Source organism: Sphingomonas sp. Leaf339 (assembly GCF_001426195.1).
In the GTDB taxonomy this organism is placed as follows: Bacteria; Pseudomonadota; Alphaproteobacteria; order Sphingomonadales; family Sphingomonadaceae; genus Sphingomonas.
Map to the genome: position 1 here is coordinate 153,615 of NZ_LMRS01000023.1, position 26,879 is coordinate 180,493.

The 26,879-nt window shown below is 66.7% G+C and carries 29 protein-coding genes; 12 read left to right on the forward strand and 17 right to left on the reverse strand.

Going from position 1 to position 26,879, the window contains the following annotated elements:
• Positions 1 to 11: 11 nt before the first annotated feature.
• Together ASG67_RS10970 and hisC are read right to left on the reverse strand one after the other, a co-directional pair.
• Positions 12 to 929, reverse strand: coding sequence for a prephenate/arogenate dehydrogenase family protein (locus tag ASG67_RS10970; RefSeq protein WP_056529761.1), 918 nt, complete (start codon positions 927 to 929; stop codon positions 12 to 14).
• Positions 929 to 2,011, reverse strand: coding sequence for a histidinol-phosphate transaminase (hisC, locus tag ASG67_RS10975; RefSeq protein WP_056530539.1), 1,083 nt, complete (start codon positions 2,009 to 2,011; stop codon positions 929 to 931). Before hisC ends, ASG67_RS10970 begins: the two co-directional genes overlap by 1 nt.
• Before the next feature lie 145 nt (positions 2,012 to 2,156).
• Here hisC and metX point away from each other — a divergent pair, with 145 nt between their 5' ends.
• The 3 genes from metX to ASG67_RS10990 are packed head-to-tail and all read left to right on the forward strand — an operon-like array spanning position 2,157 to position 4,323.
• Complete coding sequence (metX, locus tag ASG67_RS10980; RefSeq protein ID WP_056530542.1) at positions 2,157 to 3,281, forward strand: homoserine O-acetyltransferase MetX; 1,125 nt, start codon at positions 2,157 to 2,159, stop codon at positions 3,279 to 3,281.
• Complete coding sequence (gene metW / locus ASG67_RS10985; RefSeq protein ID WP_056529764.1) at positions 3,278 to 3,865, forward strand: methionine biosynthesis protein MetW; 588 nt, start codon at positions 3,278 to 3,280, stop codon at positions 3,863 to 3,865. The genes metX and metW overlap by 4 nt, the downstream gene beginning before the upstream one ends.
• A 59-nt stretch (positions 3,866 to 3,924) precedes the next feature.
• Entirely contained in the window at positions 3,925 to 4,323 is a 399-nt protein-coding gene (locus ASG67_RS10990; RefSeq protein WP_056529767.1) for a response regulator, read from the forward strand.
• A gap of 9 nt (positions 4,324 to 4,332) precedes the next feature.
• Here ASG67_RS10990 and ASG67_RS10995 read toward each other — a convergent pair whose 3' ends face one another.
• The 6 genes from ASG67_RS10995 to ASG67_RS11020 form a co-directional block, all read right to left on the reverse strand.
• Positions 4,333 to 5,865 (reverse strand): sensor histidine kinase, encoded by a 1,533-nt coding sequence (locus ASG67_RS10995; protein WP_056529769.1) that lies wholly within the window; start codon positions 5,863 to 5,865, stop codon positions 4,333 to 4,335.
• Positions 5,865 to 6,425 (reverse strand): single-stranded DNA-binding protein, encoded by a 561-nt coding sequence (ssb, locus tag ASG67_RS11000; protein WP_056529772.1) that lies wholly within the window; start codon positions 6,423 to 6,425, stop codon positions 5,865 to 5,867. Before ssb ends, ASG67_RS10995 begins: the two co-directional genes overlap by 1 nt.
• A 14-nt stretch (positions 6,426 to 6,439) precedes the next feature.
• On the reverse strand, positions 6,440 to 8,302 hold the full coding sequence (gene feoB, locus ASG67_RS11005; RefSeq protein ID WP_056529776.1) for a ferrous iron transporter B: 1,863 nt from the start codon (positions 8,300 to 8,302) through the stop codon (positions 6,440 to 6,442).
• 1 nt (position 8,303) lies between these two features.
• Entirely contained in the window at positions 8,304 to 8,555 is a 252-nt protein-coding gene (locus ASG67_RS11010; RefSeq protein ID WP_056529779.1) for a FeoA family protein, read from the reverse strand.
• 78 nt (positions 8,556 to 8,633) lie between these two features.
• Positions 8,634 to 9,308, reverse strand: a complete 675-nt coding sequence (locus tag ASG67_RS11015; RefSeq protein WP_082543470.1) for a COQ9 family protein — start codon at positions 9,306 to 9,308, stop codon at positions 8,634 to 8,636.
• A gap of 14 nt (positions 9,309 to 9,322) precedes the next feature.
• Entirely contained in the window at positions 9,323 to 10,273 is a 951-nt protein-coding gene (locus ASG67_RS11020; RefSeq protein ID WP_056529784.1) for a DMT family transporter, read from the reverse strand.
• 69 nt (positions 10,274 to 10,342) lie between these two features.
• On the opposite strand from ASG67_RS11020, the gene ASG67_RS11025 reads away from it, so the two are divergent.
• Positions 10,343 to 11,431, forward strand: coding sequence for an alkene reductase (locus ASG67_RS11025; RefSeq protein ID WP_056529787.1), 1,089 nt, complete (start codon positions 10,343 to 10,345; stop codon positions 11,429 to 11,431).
• Positions 11,432 to 11,545: 114 nt separating this feature from the next.
• Here the strand turns inward: ASG67_RS11025 and ASG67_RS11030 are convergent, their stop codons facing one another.
• The 8 genes from ASG67_RS11030 to gltX all read right to left on the reverse strand — a co-directional run bounded on the left by ASG67_RS11030 (position 11,546) and on the right by gltX (position 17,726).
• Positions 11,546 to 12,094: a GNAT family N-acetyltransferase gene (locus ASG67_RS11030; RefSeq protein ID WP_056529790.1), complete on the reverse strand. Its 549-nt coding sequence runs from the start codon at positions 12,092 to 12,094 to the stop codon at positions 11,546 to 11,548.
• Position 12,095: 1 nt separating this feature from the next.
• On the reverse strand, positions 12,096 to 12,509 hold the full coding sequence (gene ribH, locus ASG67_RS11035; protein WP_056529793.1) for a 6,7-dimethyl-8-ribityllumazine synthase: 414 nt from the start codon (positions 12,507 to 12,509) through the stop codon (positions 12,096 to 12,098).
• A 4-nt stretch (positions 12,510 to 12,513) separates the two neighbouring features.
• Positions 12,514 to 13,647 carry a 3,4-dihydroxy-2-butanone-4-phosphate synthase gene (ribB, locus tag ASG67_RS11040; protein ID WP_056529797.1) on the reverse strand — a complete coding sequence of 378 codons (1,134 nt, stop codon included), beginning with the start codon at positions 13,645 to 13,647 and terminating at the stop codon, positions 12,514 to 12,516.
• Positions 13,637 to 14,242: a riboflavin synthase gene (locus ASG67_RS11045; RefSeq protein ID WP_056529800.1), complete on the reverse strand. Its 606-nt coding sequence runs from the start codon at positions 14,240 to 14,242 to the stop codon at positions 13,637 to 13,639. The genes ribB and ASG67_RS11045 overlap by 11 nt, the downstream gene beginning before the upstream one ends.
• Positions 14,215 to 15,213: a bifunctional diaminohydroxyphosphoribosylaminopyrimidine deaminase/5-amino-6-(5-phosphoribosylamino)uracil reductase RibD gene (ribD, locus tag ASG67_RS11050; RefSeq protein ID WP_414887608.1), complete on the reverse strand. Its 999-nt coding sequence runs from the start codon at positions 15,211 to 15,213 to the stop codon at positions 14,215 to 14,217. The genes ASG67_RS11045 and ribD overlap by 28 nt, the downstream gene beginning before the upstream one ends.
• Entirely contained in the window at positions 15,210 to 15,557 is a 348-nt protein-coding gene (locus ASG67_RS11055; protein ID WP_056529805.1) for a hypothetical protein, read from the reverse strand. Before ASG67_RS11055 ends, ribD begins: the two co-directional genes overlap by 4 nt.
• A gap of 65 nt (positions 15,558 to 15,622) precedes the next feature.
• The gene (locus ASG67_RS11060) at positions 15,623 to 16,291 is read right to left on the reverse strand and encodes an energy transducer TonB (protein WP_056529808.1); all 669 of its coding nucleotides are present in this window, start codon (positions 16,289 to 16,291) and stop codon (positions 15,623 to 15,625) included.
• A 106-nt stretch (positions 16,292 to 16,397) separates the two neighbouring features.
• Positions 16,398 to 17,726: a glutamate--tRNA ligase gene (gene gltX / locus ASG67_RS11065; protein WP_056529811.1), complete on the reverse strand. Its 1,329-nt coding sequence runs from the start codon at positions 17,724 to 17,726 to the stop codon at positions 16,398 to 16,400.
• A 122-nt stretch (positions 17,727 to 17,848) separates the two neighbouring features.
• On the opposite strand from gltX, the gene ASG67_RS11070 reads away from it, so the two are divergent.
• Positions 17,849 to 18,784, forward strand: coding sequence for a ribose-phosphate pyrophosphokinase (locus tag ASG67_RS11070; protein WP_056529814.1), 936 nt, complete (start codon positions 17,849 to 17,851; stop codon positions 18,782 to 18,784).
• 218 nt (positions 18,785 to 19,002) lie between these two features.
• Here ASG67_RS11070 and ASG67_RS11075 read toward each other — a convergent pair whose 3' ends face one another.
• Positions 19,003 to 19,368: a pilus assembly protein PilZ gene (locus tag ASG67_RS11075; protein ID WP_235535165.1), complete on the reverse strand. Its 366-nt coding sequence runs from the start codon at positions 19,366 to 19,368 to the stop codon at positions 19,003 to 19,005.
• 162 nt (positions 19,369 to 19,530) lie between these two features.
• On the opposite strand from ASG67_RS11075, the gene sucC reads away from it, so the two are divergent.
• The 7 genes from sucC (at position 19,531) to ASG67_RS11110 (ending at position 26,874) form a co-directional block, all read left to right on the forward strand.
• A complete protein-coding gene (sucC, locus tag ASG67_RS11080; RefSeq protein WP_056529817.1) occupies positions 19,531 to 20,730 on the forward strand; it encodes an ADP-forming succinate--CoA ligase subunit beta in 1,200 nt (399 codons plus the stop codon).
• Between the two features lie 194 nt (positions 20,731 to 20,924).
• A complete protein-coding gene (locus ASG67_RS11085; protein ID WP_056529820.1) occupies positions 20,925 to 21,674 on the forward strand; it encodes an electron transfer flavoprotein subunit beta/FixA family protein in 750 nt (249 codons plus the stop codon).
• Positions 21,671 to 22,600, forward strand: a complete 930-nt coding sequence (locus tag ASG67_RS11090; RefSeq protein ID WP_056529823.1) for an electron transfer flavoprotein subunit alpha/FixB family protein — start codon at positions 21,671 to 21,673, stop codon at positions 22,598 to 22,600. The genes ASG67_RS11085 and ASG67_RS11090 overlap by 4 nt, the downstream gene beginning before the upstream one ends.
• Before the next feature lie 231 nt (positions 22,601 to 22,831).
• Complete coding sequence (locus ASG67_RS11095) at positions 22,832 to 23,416, forward strand: PEPxxWA-CTERM sorting domain-containing protein (protein ID WP_156460767.1); 585 nt, start codon at positions 22,832 to 22,834, stop codon at positions 23,414 to 23,416.
• Between the two features lie 61 nt (positions 23,417 to 23,477).
• Positions 23,478 to 24,719, forward strand: a complete 1,242-nt coding sequence (locus ASG67_RS11100) for a dipeptidase (protein WP_056529829.1) — start codon at positions 23,478 to 23,480, stop codon at positions 24,717 to 24,719.
• 48 nt (positions 24,720 to 24,767) lie between these two features.
• Positions 24,768 to 25,868, forward strand: coding sequence for a lactonase family protein (locus ASG67_RS11105; protein ID WP_056529832.1), 1,101 nt, complete (start codon positions 24,768 to 24,770; stop codon positions 25,866 to 25,868).
• Between the two features lie 67 nt (positions 25,869 to 25,935).
• Entirely contained in the window at positions 25,936 to 26,874 is a 939-nt protein-coding gene (locus ASG67_RS11110) for a hypothetical protein (protein ID WP_056529835.1), read from the forward strand.
• Positions 26,875 to 26,879 lie beyond the last annotated feature (5 nt).

The following is a 26,879-nucleotide window of genomic DNA, read 5'->3' on the forward strand; positions in this document are numbered from 1 at the left end:
ACCGGTTTTTTTCAGGCGTCGGGGCCGTGGGCGCGGCCGAAATCCTCGCGTGCATCGTCCTGTCCCTGTTCGACGATCGAGCGGCGGATCGCGCGGGTGCGGGTGAACAGGTCGAACAGCGCATCGCCATCGCCCCAGCGGATCGCGCGCTGAAGCTGGGCGAGGTCCTCCGAGAAGCGGCCGAGCATCTCCAGCACCGCTTCCCGGTTGGACAGGAACACGTCGCGCCACATCGTCGGGTCGGACGCGGCGATGCGGGTGAAGTCGCGGAACCCGCCAGCGGAATATTTGATGACTTCGCTCTCGGTCACCGCCTCCAGATCGCTGGCGGTGCCGACGATCGAATAGGCGATCAGATGCGGCAGATGACTGGTGACGGCGAGCACGCGGTCGTGATGTTCGGGCGTCATCGTCTCGACATCGGCGCCCAGCCGCCGCCAGAAACTGGCGACGCGCTCCACCGCGACCGGATCGGCATCGGCGGCGGGGGTGAGGATGCACCAGCGGCCCGCGAACAGCGTGGCGAAGCCGGCTTCCGGACCGCTGCGCTCCGTACCGGCGACGGGATGAGCGGGCACCACGGCGATGCCGGGCAGCGCCAGCGCCAGTGCGCGGGCGACATCGGTCTTGCAACTGCCGACATCGGTGACGATCGCCTCGGCGGGCAGATCGGCGGCGATCTCACCCGCGACCGTGCCGATCGCGCCGACGGGGACGCACAGGACGATCAGATCGGCATCGGTCACCGCCGCGCCCGCGCTGTCGGCGACGTCATCGGTCAGGTCGATACGCAGCGCGGTGGCCCGCACATCCGGATCGGCGTCGTAGCCGGTCAGCCGCACGGTCGGCATCGCCTGGCGCACCGCGCGCGCCACCGACGAGCCGATCAAGCCCAGCCCCAGGATCGAGACGCGCGCGAAAGGCAGCATCAGATCGCCGCGTTCGACGGCGCGGCGGCCAGATCGCGCAGCACGGCGACCACGCCGCGCATGTCCGTCTCTGCACCGATGGTGATGCGCAGCGCGTGGGGCAGGCCCTGATTGGGCAGCCAGCGGGTGGCGTAGCCGGCGGCCATCAGTGCCTGATAGGCCGACTCGGCGGTCACCGCGCCCTCGAACAGGACGAGCGTGAAGTTCGCCTTGCTGGGTACGACGCGCAGGCCGGCATTGGTCAGCTGCGCGATCTCGGCGGCGAACCAGTCGCGCCATTCGCGGTTGTGATCGCGGCTCTGTTCGACGAAACCGTCGTCGCCCAGCGCGGCGATCGCCGCCAGTCCGGCGCCAATGCCGAACGCGAAGGGCGCGCGGATGCGGTGCATCGCGTCGATCAGTGCGGGCGCACCGTAACCCCAACCGACCCGCTCCGACGCCAGCCCGAAAATTTTCGAGAAGGTGCGCGTGACCAGCACATTGGGCTGGGTACGGGCGAGGTCGAGGCCGCCATCGTCGTCGGCGTCGTCGAGATATTCGGTGTATGCCTGATCCAGCACCAGCAGCACGTCTCGCGGCAGGCCGGCGTGCAGGCGCGCGATCTCGCCCCGGTCGGTATAGGTGCCGGTAGGATTGTTGGGGTTGGCGACGAAGACGACGCGCGTGCGCGGCGTCACCGCCGCCAGGATTGTATCGACGTCGGTGGCATAGTCGCGATCGTCCGCCACGACCGGCGTTGCGCCGACGCGGCGGGTGGCGATGTCATAGACCGCGAAACCGTAGCGGACATAGATGATCTCGTCATCGACGCCGGCGAAGGTGCCGGCGGCGAGGTGCAGCACCTCGTCGGAGCCGGTGCCATAGACGATCCGGTCCGCCTCGATCCCGTAATGCGCCGCGATCGCCGCGCGCAGATCGGCGGCAGCGGCATCGGGATAGCGTTCGAGATGATCGCCGGCCGAGCGATAGGCGTCGCGGGCGGCGGGGGAGGTGCCAAAGGGATTCTCGTTCGACGATAGCTTTACGATCCGGCGACCGTCATCGGCGGTGGCGCGGCCCGGCACATAGGGGGCGATGCCCATGATCCAGGGCTTGGCGACGGGGGCGTCGGCCGGGTCGGCGGCGACGTCGGTCGCGGGGGAGGCGGGGGCGGCTGAATCGATCATGCGCCCGCGCATAGCCGCCGCGGCCTTGCCATGCCAGACCATGGGGCTTAGCGAGCCGGCCATGATGGACGAGCGTTTCGGGCTTTCGCGCCGTGTGTCGCTGCCCGGGCCGCTCAGGCTGGACGGGGGTGGCATGCTGTCGCCCGTCGAGATCGCGTACGAAACCTATGGCACGCTGGCCCCGGATGGCGGCAATGCCATCCTGATCTGCCACGCGCTGACCGGCGACCAGCATGTCGCCTCTCCCCACCCGCGCACCGGCAAGCCCGGCTGGTGGTCGCGACTGGTGGGCGAGGGGAAGCCGATTGATCCGGCGCGGGATTTCGTCATCTGCTCCAACGTGCTGGGCAGTTGCATGGGGTCACTGGGGCCATCGACGATCGATCCGGTGACGGGGCGGCCATGGGGCATGGCGTTTCCGGTCATCACCATCCGCGACATGGTGCGCGCGCAGGCGCTGTTGCTCGATCATCTGGGCGTGGCGGTGCTGCGCGCGGTGGTCGGCGGGTCGATGGGTGGGATGCAGGCGCTGAGCTGGCCTGCGACCTTCCCCGACCGGGTGCGCGCGGCGGTGGTGATCGCATCGACCGCTCGGCACACCGCGCAGAACATCGCCTTTCACGAAGTCGGGCGACAGGCGGTGATGGCCGATCCGAAATGGCGTGGTGGCGACTATGCCGACGATCCCCCCGCCGCCGGCCTTTCGGTGGCGCGGATGGCGGCGCACATCACCTATCTGTCGGAAGCCGGCCTGACCGAGAAATTCGGCCGCAAGCTGCAGGCGCGCGCGAACGGGATCGAGGGTGCCAAGAGCTTCGGCTTCGACGCGGATTTTCAGGTCGAAAGCTATCTGCGGCATCAGGGGTTGAGTTTCGTCGATCGGTTCGACGCGAACTCGTACCTCTATATCACGCGGGCGATGGATTATTTTGATTTGGCGGAGGAACATGGCGGGCTGCTCGCCAATGCGTTCCGCGCGACGGCGGCGCGGTTCTGCCTGGTCAGCTTCGATACCGACTGGTTGTACCCGACGATCGAGTCGCGCCATGTCGTCCATGCGCTGAACGCCGCCGGGCGGGCGGTGAGCTTCGTCGAACTGCACAGTCCCTATGGCCATGACGCGTTTCTGCTCGACGCACCTGAGATGAATGAGGTGGTCGATGGTTTCCTGAAAGCGGTGGCATGACGCTCCGGCCCGATCTGGCGATCATCGCCGACCATGTCGCGCGCGGCGCGCGGGTGCTGGACGTCGGCTGTGGCGACGGCGCGCTGATGGCGGCGCTGCGCGATACGCGCGATGTCGATGCGCGCGGGCTGGAACTGGACGCCGGCAACGTCGCGCGCGGTGTCGCGCGGGGACTGCCGGTGGTGCAGGGGGATGCTGACCGCGATCTGGCCGGGTATCCCGACGACAGTTTCGATTATGCGATCCTCAGCCAGACGTTACAGACGTGTCACGCGCCCGACCGGGTGTTGGACGAGCTGTTGCGGATCGGGCGGCGGGCGTTCGTCTCGTTTCCCAATTTCGCTCACTGGCGGGTGCGGTTGTCGTTGCTGTGGGGCGGGCGGATGCCGGTGACGCCTTTGCTGCCCGAACAATGGTATGACACGCCCAATATTCACCATGTGACGATCGACGATTTCCGCGCGTTTTTGGTCCGGCGCGAGGTGGCGGTTGAGGGAGCGTGGTTCCTGTCGCGAGGCACCCGGCGGTCGGATGCGGGGGCCAATCTGCTGGCAGAACACGCGGTATTCCTGCTGCGACGGTGATCCACGTGGAACAAACAACCTGCGTTCCGGTTATCATACGTCAACATCGGAACCGCCTAATGCTGAAAACCGCCCTCATCGTGGAAGACGAGATCTTCGTTGCGCTGGATCTTGAGCGGATTCTGATCGATGCCGGCTACACAGTTGCAGCGATCGCCGCCGATCGCGACAGCGCGCTGCAAGCAGCCCCTGAGTGCGGTTTTGCCTTTGTCGACGTTAACCTGCGCGATGGCGCGACCGGCCCGGATATCGCGCGGCGGATTGCCGCCGATCATGGCATCAAGGTGGTATTCGTAACCGCCAATCCGACCCAGATCGGCACCGGCGAGGGTGCGCTGGGCTATATCCGCAAGCCATTCAACGAGCGCGAGATACTGGCGGCGGCGGCACTGGCGTCGGGCGAGAGCGACGGGTTCGTGCACAGTGAGTTACGGCCGATCGGCGTGACCACCGCCTGATCTGATGCTTCAGGGTCGGCTGAACGACGGGCGCGGCACCTTGATCGTCGCGATCAGGCCATCCGATTGCCAATCACGGCAAACCTGCCCGCCCAACTGGCGGACCGCGCTCAACTCGATCAACTGACTGCCGAAACCGTTCAACCCCGATGGCGGTGTCACGACCACGGGTCCGCCTCGCTCCATCCAGATTAGTGTGACGACGTCGTCCGTCTGCTCGACCGTTACGTCGATCGTGCCTTCGGTGGTGGATAGCGCACCATATTTGGTCGCGTTGGTCGCCAGTTCGTGAAACAGCAGCGCCAATGGCGTCGCCGAGCGATCGTCGATCAGCAGATCCTCGCCCCGAACCTGGATCCGCGAATGATCCTGCTGCTGATAGGGTTCGAACAGGCTGTCGAGCAGTCCCTTCAGACTGTCCTGCTGGGCGGACGGCCGCGACTGTGCACTGTGCGGACGAACGAAATCATGGGCGCGACCCAGCGCGGTGATCCGCTGGCGCAGGTCGGAGGCGATAGGCGCAAATTCCGGGCGGGTGCGGGCAGCGAACTGGATTAGCCCGGCGACGACCGCGAAGATGTTCTTGATCCGATGCGACAGTTCCTGGCTGATGATCTCGCGCTCTTCCAGCGCCAGTTTCTGCTCGTGAATGTCGGTGCAGGTGCCGAACCAGCGCGTAATCCGGCCGGCATCGTCGCGGATCGGCAGGGCACGACCCAGCACCCAGCGATAGGTGCCATCGAAATGACGCAGGCGATATTCGATCTCGTACGGTTCGCCGGTCGTCAGGCTGTGGCGCCACAACGTCCAGGCGCGCGCCTGATCGTCGGGGTGGAAGATGTCGTTCCAACCCTCGCCATCGGTCGATCCGGGGGTAGTGCCGGTAAAGTCATACCAGCGCGCATTGTAATAATCGTGGAAACCGTCAGGCAGCGTCGACCAGACCATCTGCGGCATGGTGTCGGCCAGCGTGCGGAACCGTAGTTCGCTCTGTTCCAGCGCATGGCGCTGCTCCGCCTCGGCGATCCCCTGTTCGCGCGAGGAGCGGCGATCGTCCAGCCGTGCCATGGCGGCACGAGCCAGGACGACCAGCCCCTCCTGCTGCAACGGCGTCAGGCCATCGCGCGGCACCGTGTCGAGGATGCACAAGGTGCCAAGCGCGCTGCCGTCCGATGCCAGCAAGGGCGCACCGGCATAGAAACGGACGAACGGCGCCGCCGTCACCAGCGGATTGTCGACGAAGCGCGGATCGCGGTGCGTGTCCGCCACCACCATGATGTTGGGTGAGGCCAGCGCGTGCGTGCAGAACGAGATGTCACGCGGCGTACCCGCCATGTCGATACCGGTACGGCCGACGAAATGCTGGTACTCCTCCTCCAGCAACGTCACCAAGGCGATCGGCGCATCGCACAGCGCCGCCGCGAACCGGGTGATGTCGTCAAGCGCCCCTGTCGTCTTCAGCGACTGGGCGTCGTACATCGACAGGACGCGGGTATGCGGATCGTCACACATGGCAGTATCAACCGTCGCGATATCGGCCATCAGAACGGGACGTCGTCGTCGAGATCGTCCGCGAAGCCACCACCCTGACCGAAGCCACCGCCGCCGCCACGATTGCCGCCGCCGCCGGACGGCGCACCGCCACGACCGCCGCCATAGCCGCCGCCGGACCCGCCGCCAGATTGGCCGCCGCCCTCCCAGTCGTCACCGCCGCCGCTGCGGCCACCACCGCCGCCGCCCTGACCGCCGTTGGGGCCATCGAGCATGGTCAGGACGCTGTTGAAGCCCTGCAGTACGATCTCGGTCGAATATTTGTCGGCGCCGGACTGGTCCTGCCACTTACGCGTCTGGAGTGCGCCCTCGATATACACCTTCGATCCCTTGCGCAGGAATTTCTCGGCGACGTTGGCCAGGCCTTCGTTGAAGATGGCGACCGAGTGCCATTCGGTCTTTTCCTTGCGCTCGCCGGACATCTTGTCCTTCCACGACTCCGACGTCGCGATGCGCAGATTGACGACCTTGCCGCCGTTCTGGAACGACTTGCTCTCAGGGTCGCGACCCAGATTGCCGACGATGATAACCTTGTTGACGCTGCCCGCCATAAATCGCCCCGAAATTAGAGGCCGACGGCAACCGCCAGCCAGTATGTAATGCCGGCCATGATGTAGGCGGCAGCGAACAAATAGCCAACCATGAAGGCCGGCCACTTCCAGCCATTCGTCTCGCGGCGGGTCACCGCGATGGTGGAAATGCACTGCGGCGCGAACACGAACCACATCAGGAACGCCAGCGCGGTCGGAAGGCTCCACCGCGCGCGGAGATTGTCGGTGATCGCCTTCTGACCGCCCTCCGCCTCGGGATCGTCGATCGCATAGACGGTGCCGATCGCCGCCACCGCCACTTCGCGCGCGGCCATCGCCGGGATTAGTGCGAGCGCGATGTCGCGGTTGAAGCCGATCGGGCGGACGACGACTTCCAGCCCATTGGCAATGCGGCCGGCGATCGAATAATTCACCTGGCTAATGCCGCTGCCCTCGGGCGGTTTGGGATAGGACAGCAGCGCCCACAGGATGACGGTAGTGAGCGCGATGGTGGTGCCGGCGCGCTTCAGGAAGATTTCCACGCGGCTCCAGAGGCCGAGCGCGACATCGCGCCATTGCGGCAACTGGTATTTCGGCATTTCCATCATGAAGCCCGACGACGCACCCTTGGTCACGGTCCGCCGCAGCACCAGTGCGGCGACGAACGCGCCGAGGATGCCGAGGACATACAGGCCGAGCAGCACCAGCCCCTGCAACCCGATCCAGCCGCCCACCGTCCGGTTGGGTATGAAGGCGCCGATGATGATCGTATAGACCGGCAACCGCGCCGAACAGGTCATCAGCGGCGCGATCAGGATGGTGGTCAGCCGGTCCTTTTCGTCGTCAATCGTCCGCGTCGCCATGATGCCCGGCACCGCACAGGCGAAACTGGACAGCAGCGGGATGAACGCGCGGCCCGACAGGCCAACCCGTGCCATCAGCCGGTCCATCAGGAACGCGGCGCGGACCATGTAGCCCGTGGCCTCCAGCACCAGGATGAAGAGGAACAGGATCAGGATCTGCGGCAGGAAGACGACGACCGCGCCGACACCAGCGATCAGGCCGTCGGTGATGAGCGAGCGGACGAATCCGTCGGGCAGCAGGTCGCGGACGGCGGATTCCAGCAGGACGAAGCCCTGTTCGATCCAGCCGATCGGTGCCTCCGACCAGGCAAAGACCGCCTGGAACATGACGAACAGCAGCGCGAGCAACAGGATCGGCCCGGCCACCGGATGCAGCGCGACCGCGTCGATCCAGTGATTCCAGCGGCGACCCGGTGTTTCCGAAATGACGGCGGCGTGGGCGATGGTGCGCGCGCGGCGTTGCAGGACCACGATATCCTCGACCACGCCGCCCGACGCCGGCAATTGCCGCACCGATCCGGCGCCGACGATCTGGGTCAGCGCGGCGCGCAGGTCGTCGAGGCCCCGCTTGCGTACCGCGACGGTCGGGATGACCGGCACGCCCAGTTCACGCGCGAGGATGGCGGGATCGAGCGTCAGGCCGTCGCGCTCGGCCAGATCGACCATGTTGAGCGCGACCACCACCGGCAGGCCGAGCGCCAGCAATTGCAATGTGAAGCGCAGGTGATTGTCGAGATTGGCGGCATCGACCACGACGACGAGGGCATCGGGCAACCGTTCGAACCCGCCACGCCCGGTCACGACATCGCGGGTCACGCGCTCGTCGGCGGAGGCGGGGTCGAGGCTGTAGGTGCCGGGCAGGTCGACCAGTTCGACCGGGCGACCGTCATCCAGCGACAGCCGGCCCGAATGCCGCTCCACCGTGACGCCGGGATAATTGCCGACTTTCTGGCGGGCGCCGGTCAACGCGTTGAACAGCGCGCTCTTGCCGGCATTGGGATTGCCGACGAGCGCCACCAGAGGTGCGGCGTTCATCCTATCCGTGGGAAACGCTGATCGCGGCGGCGACGGTCCGGCGGAGCGCCACCGTCATCCGGCCGATCCGGCAAGCGATCGGGCCACTGCCGAAACGCGACCGGTGCAACACCTCGATCCCGACGCCCTCGTCGAAGCCGAGTTCGCGCAGGCGGCGCGCTTCCGGCACCGCCAGCCGCTCCCAGTCGATCGCCGCGACGGTGGCGCGGGTCTGACGGGGAAAAGTCGCAAGGCTGTCGAAGGTCGTCGCCATGCGGGTCACATAGCGACACTGCGATTGATTATCAATTACCAGCGGGTGCCGTGACGCAGATCATTTCACGACGACGGGTCACACCGCCGGATAGCGCAGCCGGCCGATGAAGCGCGACAGGCTGGGTCGATGTTCGGTCCGCTTCAGGAAACCGGCCTTCGCCTTTTCGAAGCGCATGATGCCGTCGATGCGGCGCGACAGGAAGGCGCGGGTATCGGCCAGCCCCTCGCTCTCGTCATCCAGCGCGACGGTCATCGTCGATCCATAGACGCCGAACAGGATGCCACGCTTGGTGTAGTGATTGTAATCGACCGCCGTGTCGCCCGCGCGCCGCCAGATCAGGTCGACCGTGCGCCAGCCGAGCTTCGCACCGCGCACCAGATTCTGTGGCAGCGCGAGGATCGCCAGCGCGCGGCGCAACGCCTCGCGTTCGGGTGCGACCGCGTCCAGCCGTGCCTCGACCAGTGCGGTGATCCGCTCGCGGACCTTCATCGTCGCCATCCGATCGGGCGGGCAAGCAGCCAGCATCACCGTGTCGATATGCTGAAACCACGCGTCGATCATCGCGATCGCGCCGCCCTCGAACGCCAGCCGGGCGATATCGGGATCGATGCCGGCCGACTCGGCCGCCATGTCCCGCGCGGCGTCACCCCAGCCATCGAACGCGGCATTGGCGGCGATATCGGGGGCGAGCAGCGCGCGGGCCTCATCAAGCGTCAGGTCGGCGGGGTCGAAGGCAGGCATGGGGGACATCGGCGGAACGCTCCTCAATCCGTCAGATGCGGTGTCGCGGGCGCGGGCGCAACCCGTGGGGTGCGGCGAACGAGCACCAGTGCCACCGCGACCATCGCCGCGCCGACCAGATCGGGCAGGCCCAGCCGCTCGCCATACACGATCCACCCGACCGCGCCGGCCACCACCGGTTGCACCAGCAGGGTGATGCCGACGACCAGCGGCGACAGCTTGCCCAGCGCATAGATCATGCAGCCCTGACCCAACACCTGACTGACCAGCGCGACGCCGATCAGCGGCCCCCAATGCGTCGGCCACAGCGATTCGCCGAGGACCATCGCGAAGACATAAAGCGGCACGATGCTGGCAAAGGACGACAGCGCCAGCGACGACAGCGGCGCCATCGTGTCGCGGACGCGCGCCATCACGATGAAATAGCCGGTGTACATGATGCCCGCGCCCAGACACATCAGGTCACCGGCCAGATTGCGCGGATCGAGCTGATAGGACCGGCCCATCAGGAGCGCCGCGCCGACCGCCGCCAGCATCAGCGCGGTCCCTTGCGTCCGGGTCGGCCAGGCGCGTGCGACCAGGAAGCCATAGATCGGGAAGAACAACGTCGCGCAATTGCCGAACAGCGTGGCGTTGGCGAGCGTGGTGCGCAGGATGCCCAGATGCCAGGTGCCGAGATCGGCGGCGAAGGCGACCCCGGCGACGACGAGTAGCGCCCACAGACTGGCCGGCAACCGCTGCGGCCGGGCGCCGCCCGCCAGCGCCAGCGCCGCCAGCACCGGCGTCGCCAGCGTGATCCGCCAGAAGGCGGAGGCGACCGGGCCGGTATCGGCGGCGCGGACGAACCACGGGCCAAAGGCCAGCGCGACATTGGCGACGATCAGGGCGGCGAAGGCGACACCCGGACGGGCACTGCCAGGGGAGGCAGCAGTTTTTCTTGGGGAAGTTTTTCTTGGGGAGGGGGCCGGATGCATGCCGCCCTGTAGCGCCCTATCTTTCTTCCCGACAGTTACACCGACTTCGCGTTTCTTGAAGGACCATCCATGCCCAATCTTTTCGACCCCCTGACGATCGGCGCGATCGAGGCGCCCAACCGCATCCTGATGGCGCCGCTGACGCGCGGCCGCGCCGACAAGGATGCGGTGCCGACCGCGATCATGGCGGAATATTATGCGCAGCGGGCCAGCGCCGGCGTAATCATCTCGGAAGCGACCGGGATCAGCCGCGAAGGGCTGGGCTGGCCGTTCGCGCCGGGCCTGTGGTCGGATGCGCAGGTCGAGGCGTGGAAGCCGGTGACGAAGGCCGTGCACGACGCCGGCGGCCGGATCGTCGCGCAATTGTGGCATATGGGACGGCAGGTGCATTCGTCGGTGACCGGCGGCCAGCCCGTCTCGTCATCGGCCACCGCGACCAAGGGTCAGGCGCACACGTACGAGGGCAAGAAGGATTTCGAGACGGCGCGTCCGCTGGAACTGAACGAAATCCCGCGGCTGCTCGACGATTATGAACTGGCGACGCGCAATGCGCTGGCCGCCGGGTTCGACGGGGTCCAGATCCATGCCGCCAACGGCTATCTGATCGACGAATTCCTGCGTGACGGCGCCAACCATCGCGACGACCGTTATGGCGGCAGCCCGGATAACCGCATTCGCCTGCTCCGCGAGGTCACCGAGCGGGTGATCTCGGTCGCCGGTGCCGACCGCGTCGCGGTGCGCCTGTCGCCCAACGGCGATTCGCAGGGCGTCGACGACAGCAACCCGGCGGCGGTGTTCGTGCCGGCGGCCAAGGCGCTGTCCGACCTGAAGATCGCGTTCCTCGAACTGCGTGAACCGGGTCCGGACGGCACGTTCGGCAAGACCGACGTGCCGAAGCTCAGCCCCGAAATCCGCAAGGTGTTCGACGGCGTGCTGGTGCTGAATTCGGATTATACCACCGCCGACGAAGCACAGGCGGCGCTGGACAAAGGCGTGGCGGATGCGATCAGCTTCGGTCGGACGTTCCTCGCCAATCCTGATCTGCCCGAGCGGCTGCGGACCGGTGCGCCGTTCAACAAGGACGATGCGAAGACTTGGTACAGCCAGGGGCCGGAGGGGTATATCGACTATCCGGCGCTGGAAACGGTTAACGCCTGATTGAACCTGTTCCCCGGCGGAGGCCGGGGTCCAGTTGGGAAACGATGATGATCGAGCGTTGTCGCCCATCATCAGGGAGATGCCAACTGGACCCCGGCCTCCGCCGGGGAACGACTATGCAGATGCGGTTGCCCGCCGCGCCCGCCATTCCGCCGCGCTCTGCCCCCAGGCATCGACGCGGAACTCGTGCAACGGCGGCGGCAGCGTCACTGGACCGCGGTTGACGCTGCCCAGACGCGTCGCCAGCGCGATCGAGCCGGTATTGTCTGGATCGATGGTGTGGATCACATCGTCCCAGCCGAGCATGTCGACCGCATAATCCATCGCCGCCACCGCCGCCTCATGCGCGTAACCCTGGCCGGCGAAGGCGCGGGCGATGCCCCAGCCGACTTCGGTGCCGGGCCAGCCATCCGGCTGGTGCGGGCCGATGCGGCCGATCCATTCGCCGCTGTCGCGCAGGATCACCGAGAACATCGAGAAACCGCGGATCGTCCACGCTCCCGCCATGCCGCACAGGCTGCGCCACGCGACACCGCGTGGCTGCACCCCGCCCAGGAAGCGCATCGTCTCTTCCTCGGCATGGAACGCCGCCCATGGCTCCCAATCCTCCGCCGCCAGCGGCCGCAGGATCAGCCGGGGGGTGAAGAGGATCGGGCCGGTCATCTCAGCCGAACCGGGTCTGCAGGTCGAGCATCGCGATCGCCGCCTTCGCCGCCTCGCCGCCCTTGTCCTTTTCGTCCGGGTGTGCGCGGGTGAGGGCCTGCGCCTCGTTCTCGGTGGTCAGGATGCCGTTGCCGATCGCGAGGCCGTCCATGGTCAGGGCCATGATCCCGCGTGCGCTTTCGCCCGCGACGATTTCAAAATGATAGGTTTCGCCCCGGATCACGACGCCGAGCGCCACGAACGCGTCGAACGATTCCGCCGCCAGCGCGATTGCGCCGGGAACCTCCAGCGCGCCGGGGACGGTGATCGTCTCATGACTATGCCCGGCGGCCTCGATCGCCGCGCGCGCGCCCGCCAGCAGCAGGTCGTTCAGATGGTCGTAGAAGCGTGCTTCCACGATCAGGATATTCGCCACGATGTTATTCCTCGATGCGCCGCTCGCCGACGATCGACAGGCCGTACCCGTCTAGGCCCACGAGCGTGTGATGGGTGTTGGTGAGCAGGATCATGTCGTGCACGCCCAGTTCGGCCAGGATCATCGCGCCGACGCCGTAATCGCGCAATTCCTCCATCGGCACCTCTACCTGTTCGCCGGCCTGACGGCGGACGGCGGTGGTGAAGGCGTCGGCGCGTTGGCGGTTGATGAGGACGATGACGCCGGAACCATGGCGGGCGATCGCCTCCATCGCCCGCGCCAGCAGGGCACCGCGATCGTTATCCTCGCCGAACAGATCGCCGAACGGCGACAGCGCGTGCATCCGCACCAGCACCGGCTGCGACGGATCGATCCGGCCCTTGACCAGCGCGACCTGTTCGGTGCCCGTGGCGGTGTTGCGATAGGCGACCGTCTTCCACTCGCCGCCCCAGCGGCTGACGAAATTCGCCTCCGACATCTTTTCGACCAGATGGTCGTAGCGGCGGCGATAGGCGATCAGGTCGCGGATCGTGCCGATCTTCAGATTATGGAATTGCGCGAAGGTGACGAGGTCGTCCATCCGCGCCATCGTGCCGTCCTCGTTCATGATCTCGCAGATCACGCCCGAGGGGTTGAGGCCGGCGAGGCGCGACACGTCCACCGCCGCCTCGGTATGGCCGGCGCGTACCAGCACGCCGCCGTCGCGCGCGACCAATGGAAAGACATGGCCCGGCGTCACGATCTCGGCCGCGCCCTTGCCCGCGTCGATCGCGGTGGCGATCGTGCAGGCGCGGTCGGCGGCGGAAATGCCGGTCGTCACGCCCTCGCGCGCCTCGATCGACACGGTGAAGGCGGTTTCGTGGCGGGTGCCGTTGTTGCGGCTCATCAGCTCTAGCCCGAGTTCCTCGGTCCGCGCCCGCGTCATCGCCAGGCAGATCAGGCCGCGACCGTGGCGGGCCATGAAATTGATCTTCTCTGGCGTCGCCATCTGCGCGGGGATGACCAGATCGCCCTCGTTCTCGCGATCCTCGTCATCGACCAGGATGAACATGCGGCCGTTGCGCGCCTCGTCGATGATCTCCTCGGGCGACGACAGGAAACCGTGCGGCAGGCGGGCCAGGACGGGGTTAACGGCCACGATAATGCTCCATGCGTTGCAGGTAACGGGCCAGCACGTCGATCTCGATATTGACCGACTGGCCCTGCCGGATCGCACCGATCGTGGTGGCAACCTGCGTGTGTGGGATGACGTTGACCGCAAAATGGGTGGTGTCGTCGCGATCGTCCACCTCGTTGACGGTCAGCGATACGCCATCGATGGTGATCGACCCCTTGGTGGCGAGAAACGGCGCCAGCGCGGGGGGGACGGCGAACACAATCCGGATGGAATCGCCGACGGCATCGACGCTCAGCACCGTCGCCACGCCATCGACATGGCCGGCGACGATATGACCGCCCAGCTCGTCGCCCAGCTTCATCGCCCGTTCCAGATTGAGCGGGCGGCCGGCGATCCATTGGTCGGTGGCGGTGCGGCTGATCGTCTCACCCGACACATCGACCGCGAACCAGCCGGGGCCTTTATCGACCACGGTCAGGCAGACGCCCGAACACGCGATCGAGGCGCCGAGATCGACGGTGGCGGTATCATAGGCGGTGTCGATCACCACGCGGGTGTCGCCGCGCGACTCCACGCGCGCGATCGTGCCTATATCGGTGACGATGCCGGTAAACATGGTGTGCGCTCGTAGACCTCCACCCGGTCCCTGCCAAGCGCGCGCGCATCGACCAGTCGCCAGCGGCCATGCGTGTCGGCCAGCGCTGTCAGACCGAAGTCCGCCAGCGCGGGCTTGCCCGCCCCGATCAGGATCGGCGCGCGGTAGAGCAGCAGGCGATCGACCAGCTCGGCGGCGAGGAACGCGGCGGCGGTCCGCGCCCCACCCTCGACGAACAGGTGGTCGATGGCGGGCAGGGTGGCGATGGCGGATGGGGTGGCGATGACATGCCAGTCGTCGTCGCCCATCGTCGTCGCACTCAGCATCACCCGCATCGGGCTGCGCGCTTCCAGCCCCGGCAGGCGCACATCCAGCGCCGGCGCATCCGCCGCCACCGTGCCGCGTCCGACAAGGATCGCGTCATGCCGGCTGCGTTCCAGATGCACATGCGCGCGGGCTTCGGGGCCGGTGATCCAACGACTCTCGCCCGAGACCATCGCGATCGCGCCGTCGAGCGAGGTCGCCAGTTTCAGCGTCACGTGCGGCCGGCCGAGCGTCAGCCGCGTCAGGAACCCGGCCATCGACCGCCGCGCCGCCACCGCCTCGACACCCGTCGTCACCGCGATCCCCGCATCGCGCAGACGGGCGAAGCCGGTGCCGGCGGTGCGGGGATCGGGGTCCTCGATCGCCCCGACCACGCGGGCGACACCGGCCGCGACCAGCAGGTCGCTACAGGCGGGACCGCGGGTCGATCGATGCGCACACGGTTCCAGTGTGACGTAACAGGTCGCGCCGCGCGACTCCGCGCCGGCCTCGGCCAGTGCCATCGCTTCGGCATGGGGACGGCCGCCTGCTTGCGTCCAGCCACGGCCGACGACGCGGCCACGCTTCACGACCACGCACCCGACATTGGGGTTGGGCGCGGTCCGCCCGCGTCCGCGCGACGCCAGCGCCAGCGCCGCGCTCATCCAGCGCGCGTCGTCGGGCGTCAGAGGCCCCAACGTGTCAGCTGGTCGTCGACCTTCTTGAATTGAGCCTGCCGCTGCTTCTCGGCCGCCTCGATCTCGGCGATGCGTTTCGCCTTGATCGGTGCATCGATCGCCTGTTGCGCCCTGATCTGCGCATCGGTGCGGTCGGCGGGCCATTGCTCGACATAGACGATGTTGCGCTTGTATTCCGGCTCGGCATAGCTGTCGTGCACGAAGGCATAGATCAGAAAGCCGGTGATCATCATGGCGAGCGCCAGGAACCCGAACTCATAACGCTCTCGGGTGGCGAGGAACAGGCGCAGATCCTTGTAGGCGCGCCACGGCGACATGCGGCTGAAGAAGTTCATGTATCTGAAAATAGGGCAGCGGGGCCGGTCGCGCCAGCCCCGCTGTTTGCCATGCCTTGGCGCAATCAGTCGGTCATCACGAAGGTGACGCTCATCGTCTGCCACGCTTCTTGCGGCACGCCGTCGCGGGTGCCGGGGGTGAAGCGCCAGCGGCGCAGCGCCTGTTCCTCGGTCGCGCGGAAGAACGCGTCGCTGGCGGCGGCGACACGTTCGACGCGCTTTACCCGGCCATCGGTGCCGATCAGCACGCGCACCGTCACCTTGCCCTCGGTGCCCATGCGCCGCTCGGCGGCGGGATAGGCGGGTTGCAGGTCGCGGGCGTAACGCGGGTCGAGCGCCGGGCCGAGGATCACGGGAAGCGGCACGGGCGGCAGGATCGCGGTGCCGCTGCCGGTGGCGGGGCCGGCTTCCGATCCAGCCGGGATCGGCGGTAGCGGATCGACGGGGATGGCGAACGTGTCGCTGGTCGGCGGGGTCTTGATGACGGGTACGGGATTGTCCAGCCGGGGCGGGGTCGGCTGCGCATCGGTGCGCGCGAGCGCTTCGGGCGGTGGCGGCGTCACCGGCGGCGGCAGCGGGATGTTTTCGGTGAGGAGCGGCGGTTTGGCGGGCTGCATGGTCACGTGCGGCGCGGCGATCATCAGCGCGGCGATGACGGCGGCATTGATGCCGATCGCGGCGGCGAGGCCAGCGGGATGGAACCGGCTCTCGCCGGTGAAGCGGTTCGCGTACATGGGCGTGCTCCTTTTTCGTCTCCTGAGTGACGCGAGTCGGCCGTTCGCTGATTGAAATGTTACATCATACCAAACGGAGCGCAAGTCTCCCTCTGCACCAACCGATTCAACGCGCCGGCGACAGGCGCGTGATCGCCCGGTCGCGCCCGATCAGCGGCAACAGCGTCGCCATGTCGGGACCATGATCCAGCCCGGTCAGCGCCCGGCGCAGCGGCAGGAACAGTGCCTTGCCGGTGCGGCCGGTCGTCGCCTTCAGCCGGGCGGTCAGCGCGTGCCAGGGGTCGGCGGCCCAGTCGATCGCGTCGGCCTCGATGGCGGCCTGCGCCAGATAGTCGCGATCGGCGTCGGCGATGTCCCCCGTGATTGGTCCCTCGATCACCTGCCACCAGTCGGCGGCTTCCGACACGCGGGACAGGTTGGGTCGCACCGCCAGCCATTCGCTTTCGCCCATGCCGGCGGGCAGGCGATCGGCGACGGCGGCGTGATCCAGTTGATGGACGATGCGGGCATTGACCTGTGCCAGTTCCGCCTCGTCGAAGCGCGCGGGCGCACGGCCGAAACGGGCGAAGTCGACGCCCTCGATCAGCGGCGCAACATCGGCGAACGGTTCGACGGGATCGCTGGTGCCGATCCGCGCCAGCAGCGACACGACGGCGGCCGGCTCGATCCCCGCCTCGCGGAAATGATCGACGCCGAGCGAGCCGAGCCGCTTCGACAGCTTGCCCTCCGCCCCGGTCAGCAACGCGGCATGGGTAAAGGCGGGGGGCGTCACGCCCATCGCCTCGAACATCTGCACCTGCAATGCGGTGTTCGACACGTGATCCTCGCCGCGCACGACATGGGTCACGCCCATATCGACATCGTCGATCGCGGAGGGGAGCATATAGAGCCATGATCCATCGGCGCGGCGCACCACGGGGTCGCTCATCGTCGCGGCCTCGAACCGCTGCGGCCCGCGCACCAGATCGTCCCACGCCAGCGGCGTGTCGTGGTCGAGGCGGAAGCGCCAATGCGGGCGGATGCCGTCCGCCTCCAGCTTCGCCCGGTCGGCATCGGTCAGCGACAGGGCGGCGCGATCGTACACCGGCGGCAACCCGCGCCCGAGCAAGATCTTGCGCTTCAGGTCGAGTTCCTGCGCCGTCTCAAACGCGGGATAGATGCGGCCGGCGGCGACCAGCGCATCGAACCGCTCGCCGTACAGTGCGAAGCGTTCGGACTGGCGCACCTCCGCATCGGGCGTCAGCCCCAGCCAGGCGAGATCGGCGTGGATCGCATCGACATATCGTTCCTCGCTGCGCTCCGCATCGGTGTCGTCGATCCGCAACAGGAAACGCCCGCCGTTCCTGCGCGCCCACAACCAGTTGTGGAGCGCGGTGCGGATGTTGCCGACATGCAGGCGGCCGGTGGGCGAGGGAGCGAAACGGGTGACGACCATGCGCCCGTCCCTAAAGCCGGCAACCGGGGCGGGCAAACCTCTTCGGGACACCACGCCCGGTTATGTGGCTCTTTCGTTACGGCATCGCACCCCGTAAAGGGCGCCCATCCAAGGGGACGACCATGAAACTCATCACCGGCAATTCCAATCCGCCGCTGGCGCAGGCGATCGCCGATTACTGCGAGCTGCCGCTGACCGAGGCGCTGGTCCGCCGGTTCGCCGATGAGGAGGTCTTCGTCGAGATCATGGAGAATGTCCGTGGCGAGGACGTGTTCGTCCTGCAATCCACGGGCTTCCCCGCCAACGACAATCTGATGGAATTGCTCATCATCATCGACGCGCTGAAGCGCGCGTCGGCGCGGCGCATCACCGCGGTGATCCCGTATATGGGCTATGCGCGGCAGGACCGGAAACCGGGTCCGCGCACGCCGATCTCGGCCAAGCTGGTCGCCAACCTGATTACCGTGGCGGGGGCGGATCGGGTGCTGTCGGTCGATCTGCACGCCGGGCAGATCCAGGGATTCTTCGATATCCCGACCGACAATCTCTATGCCGCGCCGGTGATGTCGGCGGACATCCTCGCCCGGTTTAGCTCGAAGAACCTGATGGTCGTGTCGCCCGACGTCGGCGGCGTGGTGCGCGCGCGGCAACTGGCCAAGCGGCTGAACAACGCCCCCCTCGCCATCGTCGACAAGCGCCGCGAGCGCGCCGGCGAATCCGAGGTGATGAACATCATCGGCGATGTCGAAGGACGTTTCTGCGTGCTGATCGACGATATCGTCGATTCGGCCGGCACACTGTGCAACGCGGCGGCGGCGCTGCGCGAGGCGGGGGCGGAGGATGTCGTCGCCTATGTCACGCACGGCGTGCTGTCCGGCGGGGCGGTGGCGCGGGTCGACGGATCGGAACTGCGCGAACTGGTCATCACCGATTCGATCGGCAACCACGAGTCGATCTCCACCACCAGCCGCATCCGCCACCTGCCGATCGCGCCGCTGCTGGGCGAGGCGATCAAGCGGATCGCGGATGAGACGAGTGTGTCCAGTCTGTTCGACTGAACAAACTGGATTGGCCGGCGGGTCGGCTGGCCGAACCCGACCGACGGCGGCTTTGCCGTCGTCCTACCTTGACCTGCCTATTTGTCCGTCATCCCGGCGAAAGCCGGGACCCATGGACACGGTGCTTTCGCTTGTCCCGCGCATCATTGCCAACATCGCAACCATGGGTCCCGGCCTTCGCCGGGATGACGGTGTGAAGAACGATCACGCCACGACGTTCACCCGCCGCCCAACGCCACCAGATGGTCGAACACCACTGCATCCAGCGGCCGGCTGAACTCGCAGCCATAGCGCGTCGGGTCGCGCCACATGACCACCGCCTCCAGCGGCGCCAGTCCCGGTAGCGTCAGCCACACGGCCGTTCCGGGCGACAGGGCAAACGTGGTTTCCGCCCGAAAGCCGGTCGGCGACACTTCGATCAGGTCGATGTCGAAGCGCCCCTGTCCATCACCGCGCAGGTGCGCGCGGGTGCGGACGCGGCATCGGGTCGTGCCGCGCGCGTCGATGGCGGCAAACGGATCGGTGACGGGCGCGAAGGGCGGGACGAAGTGCGGCTGTTCCATGTCGCGACCATAGCGAATCATGGTTGCTGCGACGTTAAGCGCCCAGCAATCCCGCGTTCATCCCTCTATCGATATTGCGATGCGTTATCGATCGATGTGCGATTTAACCCGCCCGCACTGGATTCTGCCGGCCCCCTGTGCTTAAGGCGACGGGTTTTCTCATAGCGAGCGAGGGCGTCCTCCATGAACATCCACGAATATCAGGCCAAGGAATTGCTGGCCAAGTTCGGCGTCCCCGTACCCGCCGGCTTTGCGGCGCTGACCGTTGAGGAGGCCGTGGAGGCATCCAAGAAGCTGCCCGGACCGCTGTTCGTCGTGAAGGCGCAGATCCATGCCGGCGGCCGCGGCAAGGGCAAGTTCAAGGAACTGAGCCCCGAGGCCAAGGGCGGCGTCCGCCTCGCCAAGACCGAGGACGAGGTTCGCGCCGCGGCGACCGACATGCTCGGCAACACGCTCGTCACCATCCAGACGGGTGACGCGGGCAAGCAGGTCAACCGGCTGTACGTGACCGACGGCGTCGACATCGCCAAGGAATTCTACCTCGCGCTGCTCGTCAACCGGGCGACCGGCCGCGTGTCGATGGTCGCCTCGACCGAGGGTGGCATGGACATCGAGACCGTGGCGCACGACACGCCCGAGAAGATCCATTCGATCGACATCGACGCCGCGACGGGCTTCCAGCCGCATCACGGCCGCGCCGTCGCCGCCGCGCTGGAACTGACCGGCGATCTCGCCAAGCAGGCCGCCAACGTCGCGTCGAAGCTGTACGACACGTTCCTGGGTACCGATGCCGAGCAGATCGAGATCAACCCGCTCGCCGTCACGGATGACGGCAAGCTGATGGTCCTCGACGCCAAGGTCGCATTCGATGGCAACGCGCTGTTCCGTCACAAGGATCTGCTCGAACTGCGTGACGAGACCGAGGAAGACCCGGCCGAGCTGGAAGCGTCGAAGTACGACCTGGCCTATATCAAGCTCGACGGCGACATCGGCTGCATGGTCAACGGCGCCGGCCTCGCGATGGCGACGATGGACATCATCAAGCTGAACGGCATGTTCCCCGCCAACTTCCTCGACGTCGGCGGTGGCGCCAACAAGGAGAAGGTGACGGCGGCCTTCAAGATCATCCTGAGCGACCCGGCGGTGAAGGGCATCCTCGTCAACATCTTCGGCGGCATCATGCGCTGCGACATCATCGCCGACGGCATCGTCGCGGCGGCGAAGGAAGTGAATCTGCAGGTGCCGCTGGTCGTGCGTCTGGAAGGCACGAACGTCGAGAAGGGCAAGGAAATTCTCGCCAACTCCGGCCTCGCCATCGTCCCCGCCAACGATCTGGGCGACGCCGCCCGCAAGATCGTCGCCGAGGTGCAGAAGGCGGCCTGATCGGCGGCCTTCGTGGGCAAGGAAAGGGGCTCGGACGGAAACGTCCGGGCCCTTCTTCGTTAAGGGTCGGTGGGGAGTCGCCATGCCGTAACGGCAGGCGTGGATTTCCGTACCCGACTTGCGAAAACGACGCAAAACCGCCAAATGCAATGCCGATGTAACCGTGCAAGAACGATCGATTGGAGTAGGCCGCGATGAAGGTGCTGGTGCCGGTCAAGCGTGTGCTTGACTATAATGTGAAGCCCCGCGTGAAGGCGGACGGATCGGGCGTCGATCTGGCGAACGTCAAGATGAGCATGAATCCGTTCGACGAGATCGCCGTCGAAGAGGCGATCCGGCTGAAGGAAAAGGGCGCGGTCACCGAGATCGTCGTCGTGTCGATCGGCGAGCAGAAGTCGCAGGAGACGCTGCGTACCGCCCTCGCCATGGGCGCCGATCGCGCGATCCTCGTGACCAGCGAAACCAAGGTCGAGCCGCTCGGCGTCGCCAAGATCCTGGCGAAGATCGTCGAGGAGGAAGCACCGCAACTCGTGATCCTGGGCAAGCAGGCGATCGATGACGACAACAACCAGACCGGGCAGATGCTGGCTGGCCTGCTCGGCTGGGCACAGGGCACGTTCGCGTCCAAGGTCGAGATCGCCGATGGCGTCGCCAAGGTAACGCGCGAGGTCGATGGCGGGCTGGAAACCGACGATCTGAAACTGCCGGCCATCGTGACCACCGACCTGCGCCTGAACGAGCCACGCTATGCATCGTTGCCGAACATCATGAAGGCGAAGTCGAAGCCGATGGTGGCCAAGACCGCGGCCGATTTCGGGGTCGATGTGGCGCCGCGTCTGACCACGCTGAAGGTAATCGAGCCGGCCAAGCGGTCGGCCGGGATCAAGGTGGCCGATGTCGATGAACTCGTGACGAAGCTCAAGGCGATGGGAGTGGCGAAGTGAAGACGCTGGTCTGGGTCGAACATGACGGCACGTCCGTCAAGGATGCCACGCTGTCGGCGATCACCGCCGCCGCGCAACTGGGCGAAGTCCATCTGCTGGTCGCCGGCGAAGGCGTCGGCGCAGTGGGCGATGCCGCGGCGAAGATCGCTGGAGTCGGCAAGGTGCATGTCGCCGACGACGCGGCCTATGCGCACGCGCTCGCCGAAAACGTTGCGCCGCTGGTCGTCGATCTGATGGGCCATCACGACGCGTTCGTCGTGCCCGCGACCACCACGGGCAAGAATATCGCCCCGCGCGTGGCGGCGTTGCTCGACGTGATGCAGATTAGCGACGTGCTGTCGGTCGAATCGCCCAACACCTTCACGCGGCCGATCTATGCCGGCAACGCGATCGCGACGGTGCAGACCAGCGATGCCAAGCTGGTGCTGACGATCCGAGGCACCGCGTTTGACAAGGCGGCGGCCGAGGGTGGCAGCGGCACGGTCGAGGCGGTTGCCTCGGTCGGCGATAAGGGCCTGTCGACCTTCGCCGGATCGGAGATCGCCGACAATGCCCGGCCTGAATTGACGAGTGCGAAGATCATCGTGTCGGGTGGTCGTGCGCTGGGATCGGAGGATCAGTTCCACGCACTGATCGATCCGCTGGCGGACAAGCTGGGCGCCGGCGTCGGCGCCAGCCGTGCGGCGGTCGATGCGGGCTACGCCCCCAACGATTATCAGGTCGGCCAGACCGGCAAGATCGTCGCGCCCGAAATTTATGTCGCGGTTGGCATCTCCGGCGCGATCCAGCATCTGGCGGGGATGAAGGATTCCAAGACGATCATCGCCATCAACAAGGACGAGGACGCGCCGATATTCCAAGTGGCGGACATCGGCCTGGTCGGTGATCTGTTCAAGATCGTGCCGGAACTGACCAGCAAACTATAGTTGTCCGCGATTCGCGGGAAATTAAGTTCATCGGTGAAGGCGCGGCGGCAACGTCGCGCCTTTTCCTTGTCTGCTTCCTGGGATTGTCAGCAGCATGGGATAATACACCAATACGGACGCAATTCACCCCGAACAGCATTAACGGGCTGTTAGTGTTACCCCATTAGGCACCGTCATTAACGCTGTTCCGGCCTCCACGGGAATGGAGGCGTCATATGGGGAAGTTTGATGATGAGCTTTAAGGCACTGATCGCCGGTACGTTGATGGCCGCGGGCGTAATTGCATCGCCGGCCGAGGCCGCGACCATCGTGTTCGATTTCAGCTTCCAGAACGTCAGTCGCGTCAACGGTTCGTTCTCGTTCGACGATGCGAAGACCGGCGTGCTGGGCTATGCCGATCTGACCGCGTTCGACCTGACAGTGGTCGGCGACGCCGTGACCGCCGCCAGCAATTACACGCTGGCCGATGTGCTGGCGATGCCGGTGTATTCCTTCTTTTCGTTCGATGCGTCGCAGTTCCATCTGAACACGGGTGTCGTGGACGGCCCGTTCGGTGGAGTGGATCTGTTCTTCGGTGCCGCCAGCAAGTCGGCCAACGCTCGCCCGGACCAGGATCTGGATAGCGGCTTCGTGGTCGGCACCGCCGGCGCCTATCGCGATTTCCGCACCGATTTCGCCGGCGGTATCGACACCGTGTCGCTCGGCGTTGCCGCCGTGCCGGAACCGGCGACCTGGGCGATGATGCTGGTCGGTTTCGCGCTGGTCGGTGCCGCCACCCGTTATCGCCGCCGCGCGACGAACGTCGCGTTCGGCTGACCCAAGATGACAGCGGCGGGAACGGGGTGACCTGGTCCCGCCGCCCTGTCATGATGAGGGCATGATCGCCCTCCTGCTGCTTCAGGCCACCGCCGCCGCATCGCCCGCCCCCGATCCGGCCTCGATCCGCGCCGAGCGGGTGCTGACCCGCGCACCGGTGATCGATGGTCATAACGACCTCGCCTGGGAACTGCGCGATGCACAGGGCGGCCAAGTCGAAACGACCGACCTGCGCCGTGGCACCGATGCGCTGCCCCGCCCGCTCCAGACCGATATCGCGCGCTTGCGTCGTGGCCATGTCGGCGGGCAATTCTGGTCCGTCTGGATACCTGCCGACGTCACCGGCCCGCGCGCGGTCGAGATGACGTTGGAGCAGATTGATATCGTCCGTCGCCTCGTCGCCGCCTACCCCCGCGATCTGGCACTCGCCACCGATGCCCGATCGGTCCGCCGCATCGCCGACGATGGCCGTATCGCCTCGTTGATCGGGGTGGAGGGCGGCCATCAGATCGACGGTCGCCTGTCGGTGCTGCGCCAGTACAAGGCGCTCGGCGTCGGCTATATGACGCTGACGCACGGCAAGAGCCTCGACTGGGCTGATTCCTCCACCGACGATCCACGCAGCGGCGGCCTGTCGCCGTTCGGGCGACAGGTGGTGGCCGAGATGAACCGAATCGGCATGATCGTCGATGTCAGCCATGTGTCGGATGCGACGATGGCGGCGGTGCTGGCGGTGGCGAAGGCGCCGGTGATCGCCTCGCACTCCGGCGCCCGCGCGGTTGCCGATGCGCCGCGCGACATTGCCGATGAATTGCTGCGCAGCATTGCCGCGAACGGCGGCGTGGTGATGGTGAATTTCTATCCCGCCTTTCTGTCCACCGCGTGGCGCCGCTGGGATACCGACCGCACCGTCTATGCCAACTCGATCGGCGTCCCGGCGGACGTGTATGGCGCGAAATCGCCGGCGCCACTGGTCGCCTGGGATACGACACACCCGGAGCCGCGCGTCGATGCCGCCACCGTCGCGGATCATGTCGACCACGTCGCGCGGGTGGCGGGCCACGATCACGTCGGGTTGGGTGGCGATTTCGACGGGATCAACGGCACCGGCCCGGTGGGGATGAAGGGGGTGGACGCCTATCCGGCGCTGTTCGCCGAACTGGTGCGGCGGGGCTGGTCCGATGCCGATCTCGCCCGGCTGTCGCGCGGCAACGTGCTGCGGGTGATGGAGCGGGTGGAGGCGGTCGCGGCGGTCAGCGCCGGACAGCCACCGGTCGACGCGATCGACCGCGCCGCGCGGTAATGGGGATGCCGTTGCACCCGGTAACGGTCGGACGCTAGACCAGTCGGCATGAACCCCCTAACCCTGACGCGCCGCACCGCTCTTGCCGGTATCGCCGCGACCGTGGCGTTGCCGCTCCGCGCCGCCGATTCCGACGTCCGCCTGATCGCCGGCACCTATGCGCGGGAGGGCGGCAAGGGTCTGTATCCGATCACCTATGACACCGCCGCTGATCGCTGGCAGGTCGGCACGCCGGTGGCGGGCATCGACGACGCGTCGTTCGGCGTCAAAGCCCCGCGCGGGCCATGGTATTTCGTGAAAGAGCAGACCGCCGGCCAGGTGTCGTCGGTCGGCGCCGATTGGGCGCGGCAGGCGACCGTCAGCACCGGCGGCGCCGATCCCTGTCACGCCGCGATCGACCGCACCGGCACCTGCCTCGCGGTCGCCAATTACAGCAGCGGCAGCGTGGCGTTCCACCGCCTCGACCCCCGCACCGGCGCGCCCGCCGATCCCACCATGTTCCGGCATCAGGGGCAGGGGCCGGTCCGCGATCGTCAGGCGGAGCCGCACGCGCATTGGGTGGGGTTCAGCCCCGACCAGCGCTGGCTGCATTCGGTCGATCTCGGCGCGGATGCGATCTTCGCCTATCGGTTCGATGCAGCCGCGCGAACGCTGGCGCCCCCGATCGTGGCCTGGCGCGCGCCGCCCGGATCGGGGCCACGCCATCTGATCCGCCACCCGCGCCTGCCGATCGCCTATGTCGTGTGCGAACTGTCGAGCCGGTTGATCGCGCTCACCACCACCCCCGACGGCCGTTTCGCGACGCGCACCAGCGTCTCGACGTTGCCGGCCGGGTATAAGGGCGCATCCTTCCCCGCCCATATCGCGATCGGTCGCACCGGTCGGCGCCTCTACGTCTCGAACCGTGGTCACAACAGCATCACCGTGTTCGCGCTGGACGGCACCGGCATGCCGCAACCGATCCAGCACATCCCCAGCGGCGGCGACTGGCCGCGCTTTTTCCTGATGCTGGAGAACCGGCAACGCCTGCTGGTCGCCAACGAACGATCGGGCAGCGCGGCGGTGTTCCGCATCGGCGCGGACGGCAAGCTGGCGGCGACCGGCCAGACGCTGGCGGTGCCGGGGGCGGTGTTTCTGGGATTGGCTTGACGGGCCGCGGATAACGAAGCTCAGGGTCTATTGCTGGAATACACCAGAACCCGAATCAGGATGATCGATGCTCGCTGAAACCCTTGCCCTGCTCGCTTCAGCTGCGTTGGGGATCGGACCCTCGGCCGGAAACACAACCCCCATCACGACCCAGGCGACGACGACCACCGCGTTGGCTGTCGCCTCCGCTAGTCTGGTCGGAAAGGTTCAATGCGTTCCGTTCACATGGTTGGCGAACGACAAGGGTGCCGAGCGGGGCGGGATCAGCGTCCCCATTCAGTTGAACGGCCAGACCATGCCGCTGCAGCTCGACACCGGTGCCAACGTCACCATCCTCTATGGCCAGCTTGCCGTGAAATCGGGCTGGGCAGCCAAGGGCGCCGAGAATTTTCAAGCACGGTCGTTCAGCGTGGCCGGGGCCGCACTCGACCGGCCGAAAATCTACGTCAATCCAGACATGGACGAAGATCCTGCCGTCCGGGGAACGCTGGGCCTGCCGGCGCTGCTCGGCAAGGTGACCGTTATCGACTATCCGGCCAAACGCTTCTGCCTTTTCGCCGAGGCGGACTTGCCGACGCCGCTCCGACAGGCGGACTTCGTCCGCGCGATGCTCCGGAACGCAAAGTTCCACGTGCCGATCACCTCGGGCACGTTCGCCAGCGACACCGTCGTTTTCGATACCGGATCGAGCGAGATGCCGCTTCACGTCGATCTGGCGGCGTGGAAGATCATTACCGGGCGGACCAGTACCGATAACGCACCAGCATCGATCAAGGGGATGGCATGGGGAAAGCCGTTCACGCTGGCTGGCGCCCCGGCGCTTTCGCCGGTCATGCTCGGTGAGATCGCATTGGGGAAAGTGGATGTGTTCACAAACCCTGATGCACCCGCCAGCTTTTCCGAATGGCCCGTTCGCACCGATGGCGTTCTTGGCAATGCGCCGTTCTGGGATGGGATTGTGATCCTCGATCTCACCGCCAATGTCCGTTTCAGCGTGATCCGCTGACCCGA